The following is a 17,970-nucleotide window of genomic DNA, read 5'->3' as shown; positions in this document are numbered from 1 at the left end:
AATTTGAATTAAACTTTAATTCAAAATATATTTAAGGTGGAAATCTACTAAACTATCGATAGGCTTCTGTACTACTTTTCCTATTGTTAAATTGAGTTCTGCCGCCGCTGCTCTTAAAATATCTTCGTAGATATAAGCAATATATCCGATAAAATTGATTTCGACCTCGCCTGCTTCAGGATAAGGCAGCACCTGATAATCCAGGAAATTCTTTAACTCATCGAAAACCATATTCTGAAAATAAGGATGTTTTTTTCGCTCGGCAATAAACTTATTGTATTCTCCTAAATATGCATTGGCTCTCGGATTGTGATACATGCTTCGAATGGCTTCTTCGATGGTAAGATGATAAGTATCGCGAAAATCCTGTTCTAAATCTTGTGGCAGTTTTTTCATAAAAAACCTTCGTAAAAGATGTTTTCCCAGAGCACTTCCGCTTCCTTCATCCCCAATTAAAAAACCGAGAGATGGCAAATCTACCCTTATTTTCTCCCCATCAAAAAAGCAAGAATTAGAACCTGTTCCAAGAATACAAACGATGGCTGGTTTGCCGTTGTAAGCTGAATAAGCAGCCGCTGTAAGGTCTTCTTTAATGGTAATTTCTGCCTGTGGAAAAGTCTTGACAAATTCGTTTCTTACTTTTTGGGCATTATCGGGAGTTCCGCAACCAGAACCGTAAAAAAAGACTTTTTCAAGGTGATTTTTGATGAAGAAAAGTGCCTCATTTTTATCAATTTCCTGTAAAATAAAATCGGTGTTAATGATATTCGGATTGAATCCCAATGTGGTGGTTTTCAAATGGATTTTTCCGGAATTTTCTAGGATTACCCAATCACATTTCGTGGAGCCGCCGTCAACAATGGCAATCATATTTTGTATAGTTTAATGCGCTAAAATATTAATTTAATTTTAAACCTTTTGTTATTTACCTCACTATTTTAATTCGGAGCTGAAATTTTAAGTAAAGAAGCAAAAAAAAGCAATTCAATATTGAATTGCCAAGTTTATTGATATGGTTCACAATGGTCTATTCGACTTCGATGACCTCTACAATTTCTGGTGCGAATTGTTTGATGGTATTTTCTACGCCCAGTTTCATGGTAGAAAAACTCATCGGACAACCGTTACAGTTCCCCTGAAGTTTTACATAAACGATATTATCTTTCACATCGATCAATTCTATATCACCGCCGTCTTTATTAAGAAACGGACGAATACTTTCCAGCGCATCCATTACTTTCGTCACGATTTCTTCGTGTTTGATTTCTGTTTTCATTTTTCTTTTGTGATATAAATTCGATTTCTATTTAAACCGTTATTTTTAATTTTATAAGCATCTCACGATAGGATCCGCTTATTTTTTTGAAGAACAACCCGCCATAGTAGTAATTTTCACTGCTTCTGTTGGTGGAAGTAATTTATTTCTTTCTACCAAGCTTTCGATCATATTTTGCGCTGTTTTAATATAAATTTCTTGAATTTTAGAACCCTCTTGTAAAACAGCAGGTCTACCAACATCTCCCGCTTCACGAATACTCTGAATCAGTGGAATTTCTCCCAAAACTGGAATTCCTAAATCTTCTGCTAAATATTGTGCTCCTTGATTTCCGAAAATGTAATATTTATTGTCGGGCAATTCAGCTGGAGTAAAGTACGACATATTTTCAATCAAACCAAGTACAGGGATATTGATGCTTTCCATCTGAAACATTGCAATTCCTTTTCTTACATCGGCAAGTGCGATATGTTGCGGCGTACTTACAATTACAGCTCCTGTCACAGGAACTTCCTGAATTATTGATAAATGGATATCACCAGTTCCCGGCGGTAAATCGATTAAAAGAAAATCGAGTTCTCCCCAAGCTGCATCACGAATCATTTGGTTTAAAGCTTTCGAAGCCATCGGTCCACGCCAAACAACAGCTTGATTAGCACCCGAGAAATAGCCAATCGACAGCATTTTCACTCCATAATTTTCTACGGGTTTCATCAGGTTTTTACCGTCAATTTCTACAGAAATTGGTTTTGCATCTGCAGTATCAAACATAGTTGGTATCGATGGTCCGTAAATATCGGCATCTAAAACCCCAACTTTGAAACCCATATTTGCTAAAGTTACCGCAAGATTAGCCGCAACAGTAGATTTACCAACACCTCCTTTACCGGAAGCAATTGCGATAATATTTTGAATACCTTTGATTTGTTTTCCTTTGATTTGACTTTGCTGAATCTCTGTTGGTTCTGGCGAAGCAATCTTTAATTTCAGAATAATTTCTTCTCCGAATTCTGAAGCGAAGGCTTGTTTCATGGCAGCTTCGAGCTTCTTTTTCTCATGCATTGCCGGTGAATGCGCGGTCATATCGATATAAACATCATTTCCCATTACCTGGAAATTCTGTACTAAATCATCAACCTCTATTTCTTTTAAAAACGCCTGAACTTTTTCTTTCGTCAACATAATTCTGTATAATAAATTGGAATACAAATTTACGGAAATTTTTGTTATTTAGAATGAGTAAAAGTTATGATTAATATCTGTATTTATTGTTATTATTAAGTTCATCACTTCTTCTACTCAGCCTATCACAATAACAAATTTATTCTAAAACCCATATATAGTTGAATTAAATTCATCACTTAAGTTAAAAAATTAACGTTTCAATCACAAATTTGCTTAATAGTTTGATATTTTATATTTACATTTGGTTTAAATTTAAACTCTATGAAAAAACTCATTTTACCGATTATTCTGTGTGGCTCCCTATTTGTGTCTGCTCAAGAAAAAAACAAAGCTTCGGATTCTTTATCGACGCAAGGAATTGATGAAGTAACCGTAACGGGCAGCAGAAATAAAAAAAGAACTGCAATAGACACGCCTGTTCCAGTAGATGTGATCGATGTAAAACAAATCAGCCAAGCAACAGGACAGGTTGATGTAAACCAACTCCTACAATTTGCCGCTCCTTCTTTTAACTCTAACAAACAATCAGGTTCCGATGGTGCAGATGCAGTAGATCCCGCAACTTTGCGTGGTTTAGGTCCTGATCAAACTTTGGTTTTACTCAACGGCAAAAGATACCATCAATCTTCACTTGTCAATTTATTTGGCACAAAAGGTCGCGGAAATTCAGGTACCGATATGAATACCATTCCTTTGGATGCAATTAAAAGAATAGAAGTTTTGCGTGACGGAGCTTCCGCACAATATGGCTCCGATGCAATTGCCGGCGTAATCAATGTTATTTTAAATGACCGAAAACAAGGTTTTGAAGCCAAAGCTTTTTACGGTTTAAATTTATTTAGAAGTCCGCACGGTGGAAACGCTATTGTTTCCGATAAAAATTTAGACGGACTCACTTTAGATGTAAGTGGAAACTATGGAACAAAGATCGGTCGTAATGGTGGATTTCTTAATGTTACCGGCGAAGTAGTCTCTAAAGGGTATGCTATTCGAAATGCAAATCCCGAATTATATACTGCACCTCGTCAAAGATTCGGGGATGCAAAATCTAACAATTATTATATTTTTTATAATGCTGAAATTCCGGTTTCTGCAAAGACTGACCTTTACTCGTTCGGAGGATTTTCTTATCGCAACACCGATGCTTATGCCTGGACAAGAGATGCTGAAGCCGATGGAAACGTACCTTCCATTTATCCGAATGGTTTCAATCCTATAGAGAATACAGAAATCAAAGATTTTACATTCAATAATGGTTTAAAATTCAAACTTGCCAATTGGGACCTCGATGTATTCAATGCTTTTGGCAGCAATCAATTCATGTATAACATCAACAATACGGTTAATGCAACATTGGGCGCAAATTCAAAAACAAGTTTTGATGCGGGTGGTCATTCTCTTTTACAAAACACCACAGGTTTCAATGCATCAAAACCTTTTGATGTACTAGAGGGACTCAATATCGCTTTAGGAGCCGAATTTAGATACGAACAATTTAAAATCATCAAAGGAGAAGAACAATCTTACTCCGCCTACGACATTAATGGAAATATTGTGACCGCTTCAACTCCCCAAAACCTCTTGGTAATCAACCCGCTTTCTGGAAATGTAAGGCCTGCAGGTTCACAAGGATTCCCGGGTTATTCTTCAGCAGTAGACCAAGGAAGAAACAATTTTGCAGCCTACTTGGATACAGAACTTGACCTTACCAAGAACTGGATGATCAGTGCTGCCGGAAGATTCGAAAATTACAATGATTTCGGAAGCACCATCAATGGGAAATTTTCGACACGATATAAAATTACAAAAGGGTTCGCTTTTCGAGGCTCAGTTTCTACTGGATTTCGCGCGCCTTCGTTGGTTCAGAAATTTTATGGTTTGAATTTTACGAATTTCCAAGGTGGACAATTGGTAACAATTCAGCTCGCTTCGAACGACAGTGCACTCGCAAAAGCCGTAGGAATCCCACAATTAAAACAGGAAAAATCGGTTAATGGAAGTGCAGGATTTACTTTTAATTCTAATAAATTCACTGCAACAGTTGATGGTTATTACGTAAAAGTAAAAGACAGAATTGTTTTGACAGGAAATTTTGATCAAAGCGATGACAAAATTGGGCAGATTTTGATTGATAATCATATCGATCAGGCACAGTTTTTCACCAATGCAATCGACACCAAAACTTTAGGACTTGACATCATTTTAACCTATAGCGAAAATATTGGTAGCGGTAAATTAACTTCAAGTTTTGCAGCTAATTTTAATGACATGGAAATTACTTCTGTCAACACCACCCCAGAATTGAAAGGCAAAGAAGATGTTTATTTAAGTCCGAGAGAAAAGGCATTTATCCTGGCTTCAGCTCCAAAAAACAAATTCAACTTGAGTTTAAACTACAAGATTCACAAATTTAATACTAATTTACAGCTGGTTCGATTTGACAAGGTTACATTAATCGGCTACAATGGCGCAGATGATTTCCAAAAATATGGTGCAAAAGTAACGACGGATCTTTCTTTCGGTTACGATTTCAGTAAAAACTTCAATTGGACCATTGGTGCGAAAAATATTTTCAACAGATATCCAAATCTTCAGGTACCTGCAGTTTCTGATGGTAACACAGAGTCGGGCGGAATTTTCGATCCGGTTCAAATGGGATTTGCAGGAAGACAGATTTTCACAAGAATCCATTATACTTTTTAAAAACAATTGATAAAAACTTATAAACTCAAAAACGAAAAAAAATGAATGTATCTTTAACATCGAAAATTGTAGCAGAAATGCTCGGAACAATGGTCTTGGTTTTAATGGGTTGCGGAAGTGCCGTAATTGCAGGAGCAGATGGAACGACAGGAGTTGGATTATTAGGAATCTCTTTTGCGTTTGGACTCAGTGTCGTAGCAATGGCATATGCAATCGGGCATATTTCTGGATGCCACATTAATCCAGCAATTTCAGTGGCAATGGTCGTTGCCGGAAGAATGAAAGCCAAAGAAGCTGCTTTTTATATCGTCGCCCAAATAATAGGAGCGATTATTGGCGCCGGAATTTTATATGTATTGGTCACCAATCAGATCGCAGGTTTTAATATGAAACCATACGCTCTCGGATCAAATGGATGGGGAACCGGATATTTGGGAGAATACAATACTTTAGCAGCTTTCGTAGCAGAATTTATTTTCACTTTTATTTTTCTGTTTGTGATTTTGGGTTCAACTTCGACCAAAAATATTAACGGTGGTTTTGCAGGTTTGGCGATTGGATTGTCTTTAACTCTAATTCATATAGTTGGAATAAAAATTACCGGAGTTTCTGTAAATCCAGCCAGAAGTATCGGACCAGCTCTTTTCGCAGGTGGAGCTGCAATTTCGCAACTTTGGTTATTTATTGTTGCCCCAGTTTTGGGAGGTATTGCCGCAGCTTTTATCCATGGGTTATTAATTGAAAATCCAAAAAGTTTCAGAGATTAAACCTTTAACAAATAACATGAAAAGAAAGACCATTGTTTGATTACAATGGTCTTTTTTAGTAATTAAAAAACAGTCCGATTATTCCATTCTTTTTAAACCTTCAATTTTCTAATGGGATTTTAAAAGAATTGATTAACAGGTTCAATACAAATATCTTTACAAAAAATCGGGGTAGAATGACCATTATTCCGCAAAATCCAGAGATAAGAATTAGAGATCGACTCCGAAATAAACAGGGTACATTCGGTTTTAATGAAATCATCAATTCCAACGATCACCAAAATTTTACCTTTAATTTTTGATAAATTTTAAAATATGAGTTAAATTTCCGGAGGTCATTAATCTAATGAAATAGGTTCCAGCGGGAAGCAAAGAAACATTTATTTTTTTGCCCGCAACTTTATTTTGCCTCACAGATTTTCCATTAAAATCGATGATTTCATAATTTTCAAAATCGATATCGGAATCTATATTGAAAAATTCTTGTACCGGATTGGGATAAATCTTCACAACCGCAATTTTTTTACCAGGATCATTTGTTGCTAATAAACAAGCAGGAGGATTGGTAATTGGTCCCGAAGAATAATCATAATAAACCGTATCTTCTGTCACAATATTAAAATATTGATAAAGAGGAGACATTGGAGGAAATACACAATTATCAAAAGTGACCTGTCCCACAAAAAAAGCCTGATTTCCCTTCAACCAACCCTCACAAACTGGCGTCATAGGTGGTCCACTGAAAAAATCGATAGTCACTTGCGGGTCATTTGAATTACTAAAAGAACAGGCATTTGTCCAAGTTGGTGGTTTTTTAAAATAAACCGTTTTGCTTGGAAATGGTCCAAAATAATATTTCTTTGAAAAGACTTGCGACAACTGATTCGAACTATTCTTAAGCATCGCTTTTACAGTCAGTACTTTGGAAATACTAATATTTACTTCATTTAATCCAGACATGGAATTAAGCGTTGGGTTCGTTCCATCCGTGGTATAGTAAATGGTTCCATTTCCGGTTAACATAGCGTTATACGGTTGCGGTCCAAACGAATAAACATAAGTTTGAAAAGTAATTTGCGAACTGTACCATTGAAAAATAGGCAGTAATAGAAGGAGTAAAAATTTTTTCATAATACTGAAATTAAGAGATGTAGGAAAGTTACAAAAAATTGTAAATATCGCAGAAGAAATTCTTGCTAAAAATTTCTTCATTCAGCTCTCAATTCCATATTTCAATTAGAAAAATTAGAGATCTCCACCATGATTTTCCAGCTGACCTTCCCATTTGGAAACGGCAGAAGTTGCCAAAGCATTTCCTAAAACATTGGTCATACTTCTTCCCATATCACAGAAATGATCGATCGGTAAAATCAAGGCAATTCCTTCTGGTGGAATTCCGAACATCGTGCAGGTTGCAACAATAATTACCAAACTCGCTCTTGGAACTCCGGCAATTCCTTTGGAAGTAAGCATCAAAACCAAAAGCATGATAATCTGTTGTCCCAAAGTCATATCGATCCCATAAATCTGCGCAATAAAAATCGCAGCGAAAGTCATGTACATCATACTTCCATCGAGGTTAAAGGAGTATCCTAAAGGTAAAATGAAAGAAACAATTCTATTATTGCACCCAAATCTTTCCAGTTCTTCTACCAATTTCGGGAAGACCGCTTCAGAACTTGTGGTGGAAAATGCAATGAGTAAAGGTTCTTTGATTCTTCGTAACAATTCGAAAAGTCGGTTCCCTAAAATTAAATATCCTACAACACAGAGAACAAGCCATAAAATTGCCAAGGCAAAGAAAAAATCACGCAAATAAATAGCGTACACTTTGAAAATATCGAAACCATTGGTAGCAACAACTGCCGCGATCGCCCCTAAAACGCCAAGTGGAGCGAACCACATGATGTAACCGACCATTTTTAGAATTGCATGGGCACAAATATCTAAAGCCCGAACAATAGGTTTGGTATATTCCTCACCCATATTGGCTAAAGCAATACCGAACATTATAGAGAAAACAACAATTTGCAAAACTTCATTGGTTGCAAATGCTTCGAACAAACTTTTGGGAATAATGTGCTTTACAAATTCTTCTAAAGACAAACCCTTACTATTTGCTACCACCTCTCCTGCAGCATCTGCAGCAGGTTTTGCCAATTGCATTACTCGACCTGGCTCTAACCAGTTCACAAAAACCAATCCGATCGTTAACGAAACCAAAGAAGCCGTAATAAACCAAAGCATGGCTTTACTTCCTACTCTACCAATCATTTTGATGTCACTCATTTTTGCAATCCCTACAACCAAAGTGGTAAAAACCAAAGGCGCAATAATCATCTGAACCAGACGGATGAAAATGGTACCAAGTAACTTAATGTTTTTTGAAAACCCCTCCGAACTCTCCGGATATTGCGTATGAACGACACCGCCCATGATAACTCCCACAACTAATGCGACGATAATAGCGATGAACAGTTTATTTTGACCTTTCATAATTTTTGCTTATTCTACAAATATAGTTTTTTTTAGGAAAAATCAGCTATAAAGAGGACTTAAGACACGCTATTGAATGAGAACTCTTTTTTGCACAGAAAGCCCAGCGAACATCAATTGAAAAGCAAAACACGTTTCCGAAAAATGACGCCGGCTTTTGTAGAATTATTTTTTAGGTTGGTTCCCACAAAAAAAACCCCTGAAAAATCAGAGGTTTCATTATAGTTTTGAGAGAAAACTACGCTTGCAAATATCTTGCGTAAGCATAACCTTCTTCTCCATCGGCAGTTCTTACTTTCCACCAATCATCATTTGTTTGCTCGACTAATGTTACAGATTCACCTTTTGCTGCTTTACCAACAATAGCGCCATCTGTAGAAGCTTCCTCTCTAATATTCAGATTAGAATCTTCAGTAGCAACAGTTAAAACTGCTCCAGCTTCTAATCCTACAACCTGTACATCTACATTAATATCAGAAGCAGAATACGTAGAATCTATTGCTCCAAGAGCGTTCCAAACTGCATCTTTTGCAGAAGTTGATCCGGCATGACCAGAAACATAAAGAATACCTTCTTGCTCGCTCACCTGAAGATTAGAAACTCCAGCTGATTGTGCTGCAGCAATTACTCCTGCATATTTATCTTGTAATTCGCTCATTTTTAATTATTTTACGGTGTAGTTATAATTTACTTTCCCAGCTTTCAAAGCATCTACAGACATTTTAATTTGTTTTGCTTGAGTAGGAGAAACATTTCCAGTTAAAGTTAATTCGCCATTTACGACCTCCACTTTTACAGAAGGAAAATCTTTTACGGCATCAGTCACTTTTTGCTGAACCATAGGATCTACTGCAGAAACAGTTTCTACGACAACCGGCGCTGCAATTGTAGACATGTCCATCACATCTTTAATTCCAGGAATTGCTTTTAACGAAGCAATCATGTTATCTTTTGAAGCTTGATCAGCAAAAGTTCCGCTCAAATGTGCAGTACCTTCTTTTACTTCAACCGAAGCGTTTGGATTAGAGGTTACTACTGTAGTTGCCTGAGTTTGAAGATCAGCATCAGAAATTTTCTTTTTACAAGAAATAGAACCGATAGACACGACTAGCGCTAAAGCAGCCATTGCAATTGTTTTTTTCATAGTTGAATTTATTTAATATTAAAATTGTAATTTCAAATTTAACAATAAAATGCACTCTTAAATACTAAAAAATGATAAAATTTTCATAAAATTTTAAATTAATTCATTCATTCGAAAAGAATTTGTCAATTCTCATCCTGCGTACAAAGAAACATCCTCCATGATCATCCGGAATGTTAAATTAATTCTTGGTGTAAATATTTTTTTGGTGGGCGGTAATCGGTGAAGCCAAAAACTTTGCGTTTGATCTTTCATGACCAAAAGACTTCCGTTGGCTAAAACAAGTTCTACCTTTTCTTTCGTGAATTTGTGTTTGAACGAAAATTTTCTTTCCGCCCCGAAACTTAAACTGGCAATTGCGCCATTTTTTTTCAAATCCTTCTCGCCGTCGCTGTGATAAGCCATTCCTTCGTTTCCATCATGATATAAATTAAGAAGGCAGGAATTAAATTGTTCCCCGGTTATTTCCTCCGTTAATTTCTTCAGTTCTAAAAGTTCCGGCGTCCATTTCAGAGCCTTTTTTGTAGAATTAGAATACGTATATTCGAAATTTTCGTCGCCATACCACGCCACTTTTCTTTTCGTGATGATTTTCTTGCCGAAAATTACTGCTTCGTCATTTCGCCACTCAATATCATTCAATAGTTTTAAATAAAACTGATTGGCTTTTTTCTCTTGCAGAATTTTCCCGTAATAATTCACTGTTCCATCTTGTGGCAAAAGATTTCTGTGCGGATCTGCGATATTTTCAAATAATTCCATCAATACAATTTAAAGATCAAATTTCTGTATTTAATTTTATAATTTCGTTTAAAATTAATTCAATGCAAAAATACTTTCAATTTTCCTTTCTCTTTTTACTGATATTTACGTTTGCTCAAAAAAAGCCAGACAATACTTTTGTTAAAGAACATTACAATAAAAAGGAGGTTTATATCACAATGCGAGATGGGGTGAAACTCTTTACTTCCATCTATACTCCGAAAGATATTTCCAAAACAAAAAAACTGCCTTTTTTGATGCAAAGAACTTGCTACAGCGTTGCGCCGTATGGTGAAACAGAATTTCCAAGATCGTTGGGTCCCAATAAATATCTGCTGAATGACGAATATATTTTCGTTTATCAGGATGTTCGCGGAAGATACATGAGTGAAGGAACTTTTACGAATATGACGCCGCAAGTGGAACGCAAATCTAAAAAAGACGTCGATGAAAGTACCGATACGTACGACACCATCGATTGGCTCATCAAAAACATTGAAAACAACAATAAAAAAGTTGGGCAATACGGAACTTCTTATCCGGGATTTTATACAGCAGCAGGAATTTTAGCCGATCATCCAAGTTTGGTGGCTTCTTCTCCACAAGCACCAATTTCGGATTTTTGGAATGATGATTTTCTGCACAACGGAAAATTTATGATGGGTTATTTCCGAACTTTCCCAGTGTTTGGAATTCAAAAAACCAAGGCAGAAAAAGACAGTTGGTTTATGGACACTTTCATTAAGCCTACCTCAGAAGACGGATTGAAATTTTACCGCGAAATGGGAACTTTGAAAGACGGATATGAAAAATATTACAAAAATAATTTCTTCATGACCGAAATCATGAACCACCCAAACTACGATGAATATTGGCAAAAAAGAGGTCTGCTTCCGCATCTGAAAAATGTAAACCACGCTGTAATGACTGTTGGAGGTTGGTTTGATGCAGAAGATCTTTCCGGACCATTAAATATTTATAAAACCATTGAAAAAACCAGTCCAAAAGCAAAAAACACCATCGTGATGGGACCTTTTTCTCACGGAGCTTGGGGAAGAGAAACCGGAAAAGCTTTTCATAATGAAATCTATTTTGGCGACAGTATTTCGACCTTTTATCAGAAAAATTTAGAAACAAAATTCTTTAATCATTATTTAAAAGGTGACCCGAAAACCGACGCAGGAATTCCGGAAGCGGTGATGTACGATACGGGAAGCAAAGAATGGCGGGAATTTGCGCAATATCCATCGAAAAATGTGAAAAAAGTTAGTTTCTATTTAGCAGATGGAACCTTGAAAAACGCAGCTTCCAATGCGGCTTCAGAATATTACAGCGACCCGAACAATCCTGTTTTAAGCTCCGATCATTTAAAAGATTTTAATGGTTTCACGCCGAAAAATTACATGAGCGAAGACCAAAGATTTGCGGTAGGAAGACCAGATGTGATCACTTTCACGACCGATATTCTGACAGAAGATATGACTTTTGGTGGCGAATTAATGGCGAAACTCAATATCGCTTCTACTTCTACTGATGCAGATTTTGCCGTAAAATTAATCGATGTTTATCCCGCAGATTTTGTTCCGAAAGAAAAGAAGGAAGGCGTGATTTACAACAATTATCATCAAATGGTTCGCAGCGAAATTATGCCTGCAAGATTCCGAAATTCTCGTGAAAAAGGCGAAGCTTTGGTTCCGAATCAGAAAACTGCTGTTAATTTCAGACTTCAGGATGTGATGCACACGTTCAAAAAAGGACATCGCATTCAGATTCAGATTTCCAGCACCTGGTTTCCTTTGTTCGTCGTGAATCCTCAGAAATTTCTAGAGAATCCCAACTTTGCCACAAAAGAAGACTACACGAAAGCTTTTATTAAAATTTTTGGAGATAGTTCTTTGGAGGTTGATGTTTTGAAGTAAATTAAAAAATACTACAGAGGAGAACCATATTCCTTTCATTCTCATTTTAAACTAATTTTATTTTATTCCATTTTAGGGAAAGCAAATCGAGAAGAAGCAGGCACAGAACAGTATATTTTTAGTTCATGACGACATTTGCGTTGCCCAATTTCCAGAAAGGTTCTTACACGCGTGCGACAGGTTTTCAGAGCTTCCGGAAAAGTTGTCGCACGAGTGTTTGGAACTTTCAGGAACACTAGAAAGCTTCTTGCACCCTCGCAACAGACTTTCCGGAACTCCGGAAAGCTTCTTGCACTCTAGCTTTAAACTTTCCGGTGAAAAAACTTTAAAACAGCTGTTTTATGAATGAAATACAATGAAGAATGCTTCGCAACGCCGATATCTGCAAAATATTTGTCATCGAGATTCTTTAATTTAAAAGGATCATACTTTACTCGCGAACAGAGAAAATAAGTTGCCAACGGAATATCTTGTGACCCTTTCATAAAAGAAAAACCGCCTGATTGGGCGGTTCGTCTATTTAAATTACTTTTGGATTTCAAATTTGTGATATTGGTAAAAGTATCTTCAATATCCATCCGCAAATTTCTACATTTTTGAAACGTGATAATACGCCAACATTTTATAATACAATTTTGCGGCAAGAAAAGCAGTGGGTTTCGGCATCGGAGAATCCATGAGTTCTACAATATCAAAAGCAACTACGTTGCATTTTTCGAAAACTTTTTTCAATAATTCCAAAGTAGGATACCATTGCAAACCTCCTGGTTCAGGTGTTCCGGTTGAAGGAGCAATCGAAGGATCAAAAGCATCTAAATCAATCGTGATGTAAACGTTTCCGGAAACTTTTTCTAAAACATCATCAATCCAAGTAGGATTAACGGCGATTTCATGTGCCCAAAAACAATTTCCATCTTGTACATATTGCATTTCCTCAATATCTCCAGAACGAATTCCGACCTGTACCAAATTATGTTTCTGACTCGCTTCAAAAACCGCACAAGCATGATTGGAAGTAGATCCGTGGAAGTCTGGACGTAAATCGGTGTGTGCATCCAATTGCAAAACGGTGAGGTTTTCAAATTTTTCCCCAACTGCACGAATCGATCCGATGGAAACGGAATGTTCCCCGCCAAAAAGCGTAAATAATTTCCCTTCGTTGGTTAAAAGTTCTTTTGTTTTTTGGTAAACCGCTTCGGTCATTGCTTCAGGCGATGATTTTTCGGAGATTTCTCCACCCAAATAAACGCCTTCCAAATAAGGTTCTGTCGAAGTTTCGATATCGTACAACTCCATATTTTCGGAAGCGTCTAAAAAAAGTTCTGGACCTTTATCTGCACCTTTTCCCCAAGTGGAGGTTCCATCATAAGGAACAGTTACGAGCATTACTTTTGAGTTTTCTAAGGTGGCATTTTCTTCGGGAATTCCGGCGTATGTTTTCATGTGAAATTTTAAATTTTGAATTATAAATTTTAGATGCCAAAGATAGTTATTTTACAAATTGATAAAAGTTAGCCCATTAATTTTAAAACACAGCCCGAATTGCGTAATTTTATAATTCTTTAAAAAAAATTCAAATGAAAATAATACCCGTAAAATTTGGCTGGGAAATATTACTTCTGGTTTATGGCATTTTCTTTTGGATGATTTATCTCAATTTTTCTGAACCCAAAGCCGGTTCATCAATCCTAATCAGTTTGTATTTTATTTTTGTAACTGTTTGTATTTTTGGAATTCGGTACAGGATTGATGATCAAACACTAAAAATTAGAAATGGATTTTTTGGTACTACAAAAATCGACATTAACAAAATTGAACGGCTTGAAAAAACATGGAATGCAATTTCATCTCCCGCGCCAAGTGTTTTTGGAAGAGTAGAAATTTATTTTGAAAACAACAGCATCGTAATTTCACCGAAAAACTTTGATGAATTCAAAACAGAACTTTTAAAAGTCAATCCAAATATTGTGATAAAAGAATAAAACTGGCGTTAATTTAAATAAATTTGTAAAAATTTTCAAATGCCATTAAAAGCAGTTTTATTCGATATGGACGGTGTGATTGTGGACACCGAACCTCTTCACCGGAAAGCCTATTTCAATATGTTTGATGACTTAAAAATTGAGGTATCTGAGGAAATTTACACTTCTTTCACCGGCGCTTCGACAAAGAAAGTTTGTGAAACCTTGATTACAGAATATCAACTTGAAAAAAATCATGAAGAATTAGCACTCATTAAAAGAAGGTACTTCAAAGAATACTTTTACAATGATGCCGATTTTCAACTTCTTCCTGGCGTGAAAAATTTGATTCAAAATTATTTTGAAAACGGAATAAAACTCGTGCTCGCTTCTTCTGCAAGCATGACGACGATTGATATGGTTTTTGATAAATTTGATTTGGAAAAATATTTTATCGCAAAAATTAGCGGTGCCGATTTAAAGGAGTCGAAACCGCATCCGGAAATTTTTGTTCTGGCCTCAGAACTCGCCAATGAACGAAAGGAAAACTGCATGGTGATCGAAGATTCTACCAACGGAATTTTAGCGGCTCATGCTGCAGGAATCTTTTGTACCGCTTATAAAAGCGAGCATTCATTTGGGCAAAATTATGAAAAGGCGACTTTGGTCATTTCAGATTTCTCAGAAGTTGAGTTTGATAAGATTTCGACCCATTTTTAAAAATTTTTTCTTTCTTTCAAATGACAAAATGCCTGAACTTTTAGCCCCGATTGAAGGGAAAATCCTTTTTTAAATGCTGCATTTGAGCATTTAAAAAAGATTGGAATGAAAGCGGGACTGATTTTGAAAAGAAGCGATCCCGATAGCTATCGGGACATGTTGCTCCTTAATATCCTAAAATCTTCAAAACATCTTCAGCTTTCTGTTCTTCCCGGAAAACTTTGTAAGTGAAATTTCCTTCCTCGTCTTTATCGATCAAAATATGTTTCGGTTGTGGCATCAAACAGTGATGAACTCCGCCGTAACCGCCAATTGTTTCCTGATACGCTCCGGTGTGGAAAAAACCGATAAACAGAGGTTTTGTTTCGCTGAAAACGGGTAAATAAATCGCATTGGTATGTTGCTCCGAATTGTAATAATCATCGGAATCACAAGTTAATCCACCCAGAAAAACGCGTTCGTAAGTATCTTCCCATCGATTGAGTGGAAGCATAATAAATTTTCGGGAAATCGCCCAAGTGTCGGGTAAAGTCGTCATGAAAGAAGAATCGATCATGTTCCATTTTTCCCGGTCGTTTTGACGTTTTTGAGAAATTATTTTATATAGATGACCACCACTTTCACCAACGGTAAAACTACCAAACTCGGTGTAAATATTGGGTTCTTCTACGCCTTCTTCTTCACAGAATTTTTTGATTTGCGACACGATTTCATTCACCATATATTGGTAATCGTAGTCGAAATTGAGGGAAGTTTTTATAGGAAAACCGCCACCAATATTGAGAGAATCAACTTCGGGTGCAATTTTTTTCAATCGTGCATAAACGCGCAAACATTTGTACAACTCATTCCAATAATAAGCGGTGTCTTTGATTCCGGTATTGATGAAAAAATGGAGCATTTTTAATCTCGCATTCGGATGTTCAGCAATTTTTTGGCTGTAATAAGGAATAATATCTTTGTACCCAATTCCTAATCTGGACGTATAAAATTCGAATTTTGGCTCTTCCTCAGAAGCGATTCTAATCCCAATATTAAAAGTAGTATCAATGCTTTCTGTCAATTTATCTAACTCGCGGTAATTATCGAGAATAGGAATAATATTTTGAAAACCATTGTTGATCAAATCAGATATTTTCGCCAAATAATCGTCGGTTTTAAAACCGTTGCAAATCACTTCAATATCTTTTCCGTATTTGCCTTTATCATACAGAGACTTCACGATATCCATATCGTAAGCTGAAGAAGTTTCTAAGGAAATATCGTTTTTCAAAGCTTCTTCTACCACAAAAGCAAACTGGCTGGATTTTGTGCAATAACAATATCTGTAGCCTTTTTTGTAGTCGTGTTTTTCTATTGCTTCTTTGAACCAACCTTTTGCACGTTGAATGTTCATAGAAATTTTTGGGAGATAATTAAATTTCAAAGGTGTTCCAAACTTTTCTACCACCTCCATCAAAGGAATATCATGGAAATGTAAACTATTTTCCGCAACGTTAAATTCTTCGGTTGGGAAATACAAAGTTTGGTCAATAAGCTCTGAATATTTAATCTTCATTATAGAAAAAAGTGTTTATAAAGTTAGAAGTGCAAATTTCGTAAAAAAAAGTGGTTTTATAGATTTATTTAGTCAAATTTAATGCGTTTGTCATCGTGTTTAGAATCTCAGTTTTACCAAAAAAATATTAAAAATCTGCTTAGTTTGAAACAAAAACAACCAGATCGCCACTTTCAAAATGAATCGTAACCATTTCCTCTACTGCAACATTTCTTGTGCCAATTCTTTTGGTAAGTTCTAAATGTTCATTATTTAAAGGCCATTGCAACCCGATCGTGGTGATATTTTTCGTGCTTGGAAAGGGATATAAAGAAATCGTTTTGCCTTTTACCTCGTTTAAAACTAATTTTTTCGGCGAAAAAAAATAACTTCCATATTCATCAAAAAAAGTAATCTTGAGATTGTTTTTAAAGAGAAAAGCTACCGTTAAATTCCCCAGAAAATGATCCATTTCGCCGCCACTTCCGCCATATACATCTACTTTTGTAAAACCTTTTTCTGCAATAATTTCCAAAGATTTTTGGAAATCAGTTTTGCTTTGATCGGGAGTATAAATAAATTTTTCCTCGTAAATATTTTCATCTTTTCCGGAATGTGAATCGAAATCACCGGAAATAAAATCAAGTTTTTCGAGGGGAAAATTCCTTTCTTTTAAATAATGAAAAGCGCCATCGGAACAGGCAATCAAGTAATAACTTTCCGTTTCGGGAAGATTTTTTGGCGGAATTCCGTTGATAAAAAGAAGGGCTTTCATTTTAATGGTAGAGTTTTTGAGTGATTGAGTGATTGAGTGATTGAGTTTTTAAAAAGGTAAATCGGAAATAGCGATTGGATTAATCATTTAGTTTTAATTTTCAATCAAGAACTTAAGAAGTCAATCTCTCAAAAACTCTTCTATTTTCTATCATTAGGATTCCAAAATTCTTCTGCTTCATTATTTAAATGCGAAACATAACGCGCCAAAACAAACAAATAATCCGAAAGTCGGTTCAAATATTTAATCAATTCCGGGCGAACTTCTTCCGATTCATTCAAAAAAACCAAACCTCTTTCGGCTCTTCTACAAACGGTTCTACAGATATGAAGGGACGTTGCGCCTTTTCCACCACCGGGAAGAATAAAATACTGAAGCGGTTGCAATTCTTTTTCAAATTCGTCCATCCAGTTTTCTAGTTCTTCAATTTCAACATCTGAAATCATTAAAGTCAAACGCGATTTTCCGGTGGCTAAAGTTAATTTATCGGTCGGTGTTGCAGATTCTGAACCTAGGGTAAATAAATCGAATTGTATTTTTTTGAGTTGGTTTAAAACTTTTTCATCCGCTATTTCGGTCTTTGCAAAACCGATAAAAGAGTTGAGTTCATCGATTGTTCCATAAGATTCTACTCTCGCGCAAGCTTTGGAAACCCGAGTTCCACCGTATAAAGCAGTTTCCCCTTTGTCGCCGGTTTTTGTATATATTTTCATTATTTTTACTTT

General features: G+C 36.0%; 18 protein-coding genes. 5 read left to right on the top strand and 13 right to left on the bottom strand.

The genetic code is table 11. The features are described from left to right. Positions 1–15 precede the first annotated feature (15 nt). From BW932_RS00290 to BW932_RS00280, 3 genes are all read right to left on the bottom strand, one after another. Positions 16–870 carry a BadF/BadG/BcrA/BcrD ATPase family protein gene (locus BW932_RS00290; protein ID WP_076384216.1) on the bottom strand — a complete coding sequence of 285 codons (855 nt, stop codon included), beginning with the start codon at positions 868–870 and terminating at the stop codon, positions 16–18. 157 nt (positions 871–1,027) lie between these two features. Beyond that, positions 1,028–1,276: a NifU family protein gene (locus BW932_RS00285; RefSeq protein WP_076384214.1), complete on the bottom strand. Its 249-nt coding sequence runs from the start codon at positions 1,274–1,276 to the stop codon at positions 1,028–1,030. A 78-nt stretch (positions 1,277–1,354) separates the two neighbouring features. Next, positions 1,355–2,458 carry an Mrp/NBP35 family ATP-binding protein gene (locus BW932_RS00280; RefSeq protein WP_076384212.1) on the bottom strand — a complete coding sequence of 368 codons (1,104 nt, stop codon included), beginning with the start codon at positions 2,456–2,458 and terminating at the stop codon, positions 1,355–1,357. A 264-nt stretch (positions 2,459–2,722) separates the two neighbouring features. Between BW932_RS00280 and BW932_RS00275 the strand changes: the two genes are divergently transcribed. Together BW932_RS00275 and aqpZ are read left to right on the top strand one after the other, a co-directional pair. Continuing rightward, positions 2,723–5,164, top strand: coding sequence for a TonB-dependent receptor plug domain-containing protein (locus BW932_RS00275; RefSeq protein ID WP_076384210.1), 2,442 nt, complete (start codon positions 2,723–2,725; stop codon positions 5,162–5,164). 41 nt (positions 5,165–5,205) lie between these two features. Then, a complete protein-coding gene (aqpZ, locus tag BW932_RS00270; RefSeq protein ID WP_076384208.1) occupies positions 5,206–5,931 on the top strand; it encodes an aquaporin Z in 726 nt (241 codons plus the stop codon). A gap of 291 nt (positions 5,932–6,222) precedes the next feature. On the opposite strand, the gene BW932_RS00265 is transcribed toward aqpZ, so the two are convergent. From BW932_RS00265 to BW932_RS00245, 5 genes are all read right to left on the bottom strand, one after another. Next, positions 6,223–7,062 carry a T9SS type A sorting domain-containing protein gene (locus tag BW932_RS00265; protein ID WP_076384206.1) on the bottom strand — a complete coding sequence of 280 codons (840 nt, stop codon included), beginning with the start codon at positions 7,060–7,062 and terminating at the stop codon, positions 6,223–6,225. Positions 7,063–7,176: 114 nt separating this feature from the next. Further along, positions 7,177–8,427, bottom strand: a complete 1,251-nt coding sequence (locus BW932_RS00260; RefSeq protein WP_076384204.1) for a dicarboxylate/amino acid:cation symporter — start codon at positions 8,425–8,427, stop codon at positions 7,177–7,179. A gap of 238 nt (positions 8,428–8,665) precedes the next feature. After that, on the bottom strand, positions 8,666–9,085 hold the full coding sequence (locus BW932_RS00255) for an SH3 domain-containing protein (RefSeq protein ID WP_076384202.1): 420 nt from the start codon (positions 9,083–9,085) through the stop codon (positions 8,666–8,668). Between the two features lie 6 nt (positions 9,086–9,091). Beyond that, entirely contained in the window at positions 9,092–9,571 is a 480-nt protein-coding gene (locus tag BW932_RS00250; protein ID WP_076384200.1) for a BON domain-containing protein, read from the bottom strand. A 132-nt stretch (positions 9,572–9,703) separates the two neighbouring features. Further along, the gene (locus tag BW932_RS00245) at positions 9,704–10,333 is read right to left on the bottom strand and encodes an alpha-ketoglutarate-dependent dioxygenase AlkB family protein (RefSeq protein WP_076384198.1); all 630 of its coding nucleotides are present in this window, start codon (positions 10,331–10,333) and stop codon (positions 9,704–9,706) included. Between the two features lie 62 nt (positions 10,334–10,395). Between BW932_RS00245 and BW932_RS00240 the strand changes: the two genes are divergently transcribed. After that, positions 10,396–12,252, top strand: coding sequence for a CocE/NonD family hydrolase (locus tag BW932_RS00240; protein WP_076384196.1), 1,857 nt, complete (start codon positions 10,396–10,398; stop codon positions 12,250–12,252). Between the two features lie 302 nt (positions 12,253–12,554). Here the strand turns inward: BW932_RS00240 and BW932_RS00230 are convergent, their stop codons facing one another. Together BW932_RS00230 and speB are read right to left on the bottom strand one after the other, a co-directional pair. Next, positions 12,555–12,830 carry a hypothetical protein gene (locus BW932_RS00230; RefSeq protein WP_076384194.1) on the bottom strand — a complete coding sequence of 92 codons (276 nt, stop codon included), beginning with the start codon at positions 12,828–12,830 and terminating at the stop codon, positions 12,555–12,557. A gap of 10 nt (positions 12,831–12,840) precedes the next feature. After that, positions 12,841–13,695: an agmatinase gene (gene speB / locus BW932_RS00225; RefSeq protein WP_076384192.1), complete on the bottom strand. Its 855-nt coding sequence runs from the start codon at positions 13,693–13,695 to the stop codon at positions 12,841–12,843. Positions 13,696–13,829: 134 nt separating this feature from the next. Here speB and BW932_RS00220 point away from each other — a divergent pair, with 134 nt between their 5' ends. Both BW932_RS00220 and BW932_RS00215 read left to right on the top strand, forming a co-directional pair. Continuing rightward, positions 13,830–14,234 carry a PH domain-containing protein gene (locus BW932_RS00220; RefSeq protein ID WP_076384190.1) on the top strand — a complete coding sequence of 135 codons (405 nt, stop codon included), beginning with the start codon at positions 13,830–13,832 and terminating at the stop codon, positions 14,232–14,234. A 39-nt stretch (positions 14,235–14,273) separates the two neighbouring features. Next, positions 14,274–14,933 carry an HAD family hydrolase gene (locus BW932_RS00215; protein WP_076384188.1) on the top strand — a complete coding sequence of 220 codons (660 nt, stop codon included), beginning with the start codon at positions 14,274–14,276 and terminating at the stop codon, positions 14,931–14,933. Between the two features lie 166 nt (positions 14,934–15,099). On the opposite strand, the gene BW932_RS00210 is transcribed toward BW932_RS00215, so the two are convergent. The 3 genes from BW932_RS00210 to BW932_RS00200 all read right to left on the bottom strand — a co-directional run bounded on the left by BW932_RS00210 (position 15,100) and on the right by BW932_RS00200 (position 17,958). Next, positions 15,100–16,491 (bottom strand): type III PLP-dependent enzyme domain-containing protein, encoded by a 1,392-nt coding sequence (locus tag BW932_RS00210; RefSeq protein ID WP_076384186.1) that lies wholly within the window; start codon positions 16,489–16,491, stop codon positions 15,100–15,102. A gap of 139 nt (positions 16,492–16,630) precedes the next feature. Then, positions 16,631–17,245 (bottom strand): thiamine diphosphokinase, encoded by a 615-nt coding sequence (locus BW932_RS00205; RefSeq protein ID WP_076384184.1) that lies wholly within the window; start codon positions 17,243–17,245, stop codon positions 16,631–16,633. Positions 17,246–17,385: 140 nt separating this feature from the next. Next, on the bottom strand, positions 17,386–17,958 hold the full coding sequence (locus BW932_RS00200; RefSeq protein WP_076384182.1) for a cob(I)yrinic acid a,c-diamide adenosyltransferase: 573 nt from the start codon (positions 17,956–17,958) through the stop codon (positions 17,386–17,388). Positions 17,959–17,970: the final 12 nt, after the last annotated feature.

The organism is Kaistella chaponensis (assembly GCF_900156725.1).
Taxonomy (GTDB): Bacteria; Bacteroidota; Bacteroidia; order Flavobacteriales; family Weeksellaceae; genus Kaistella; species Kaistella chaponensis.
The sequence above is the reverse complement of the archived record's forward strand: the minus strand, read 5'-3'. Positions and strand labels throughout refer to the sequence as shown.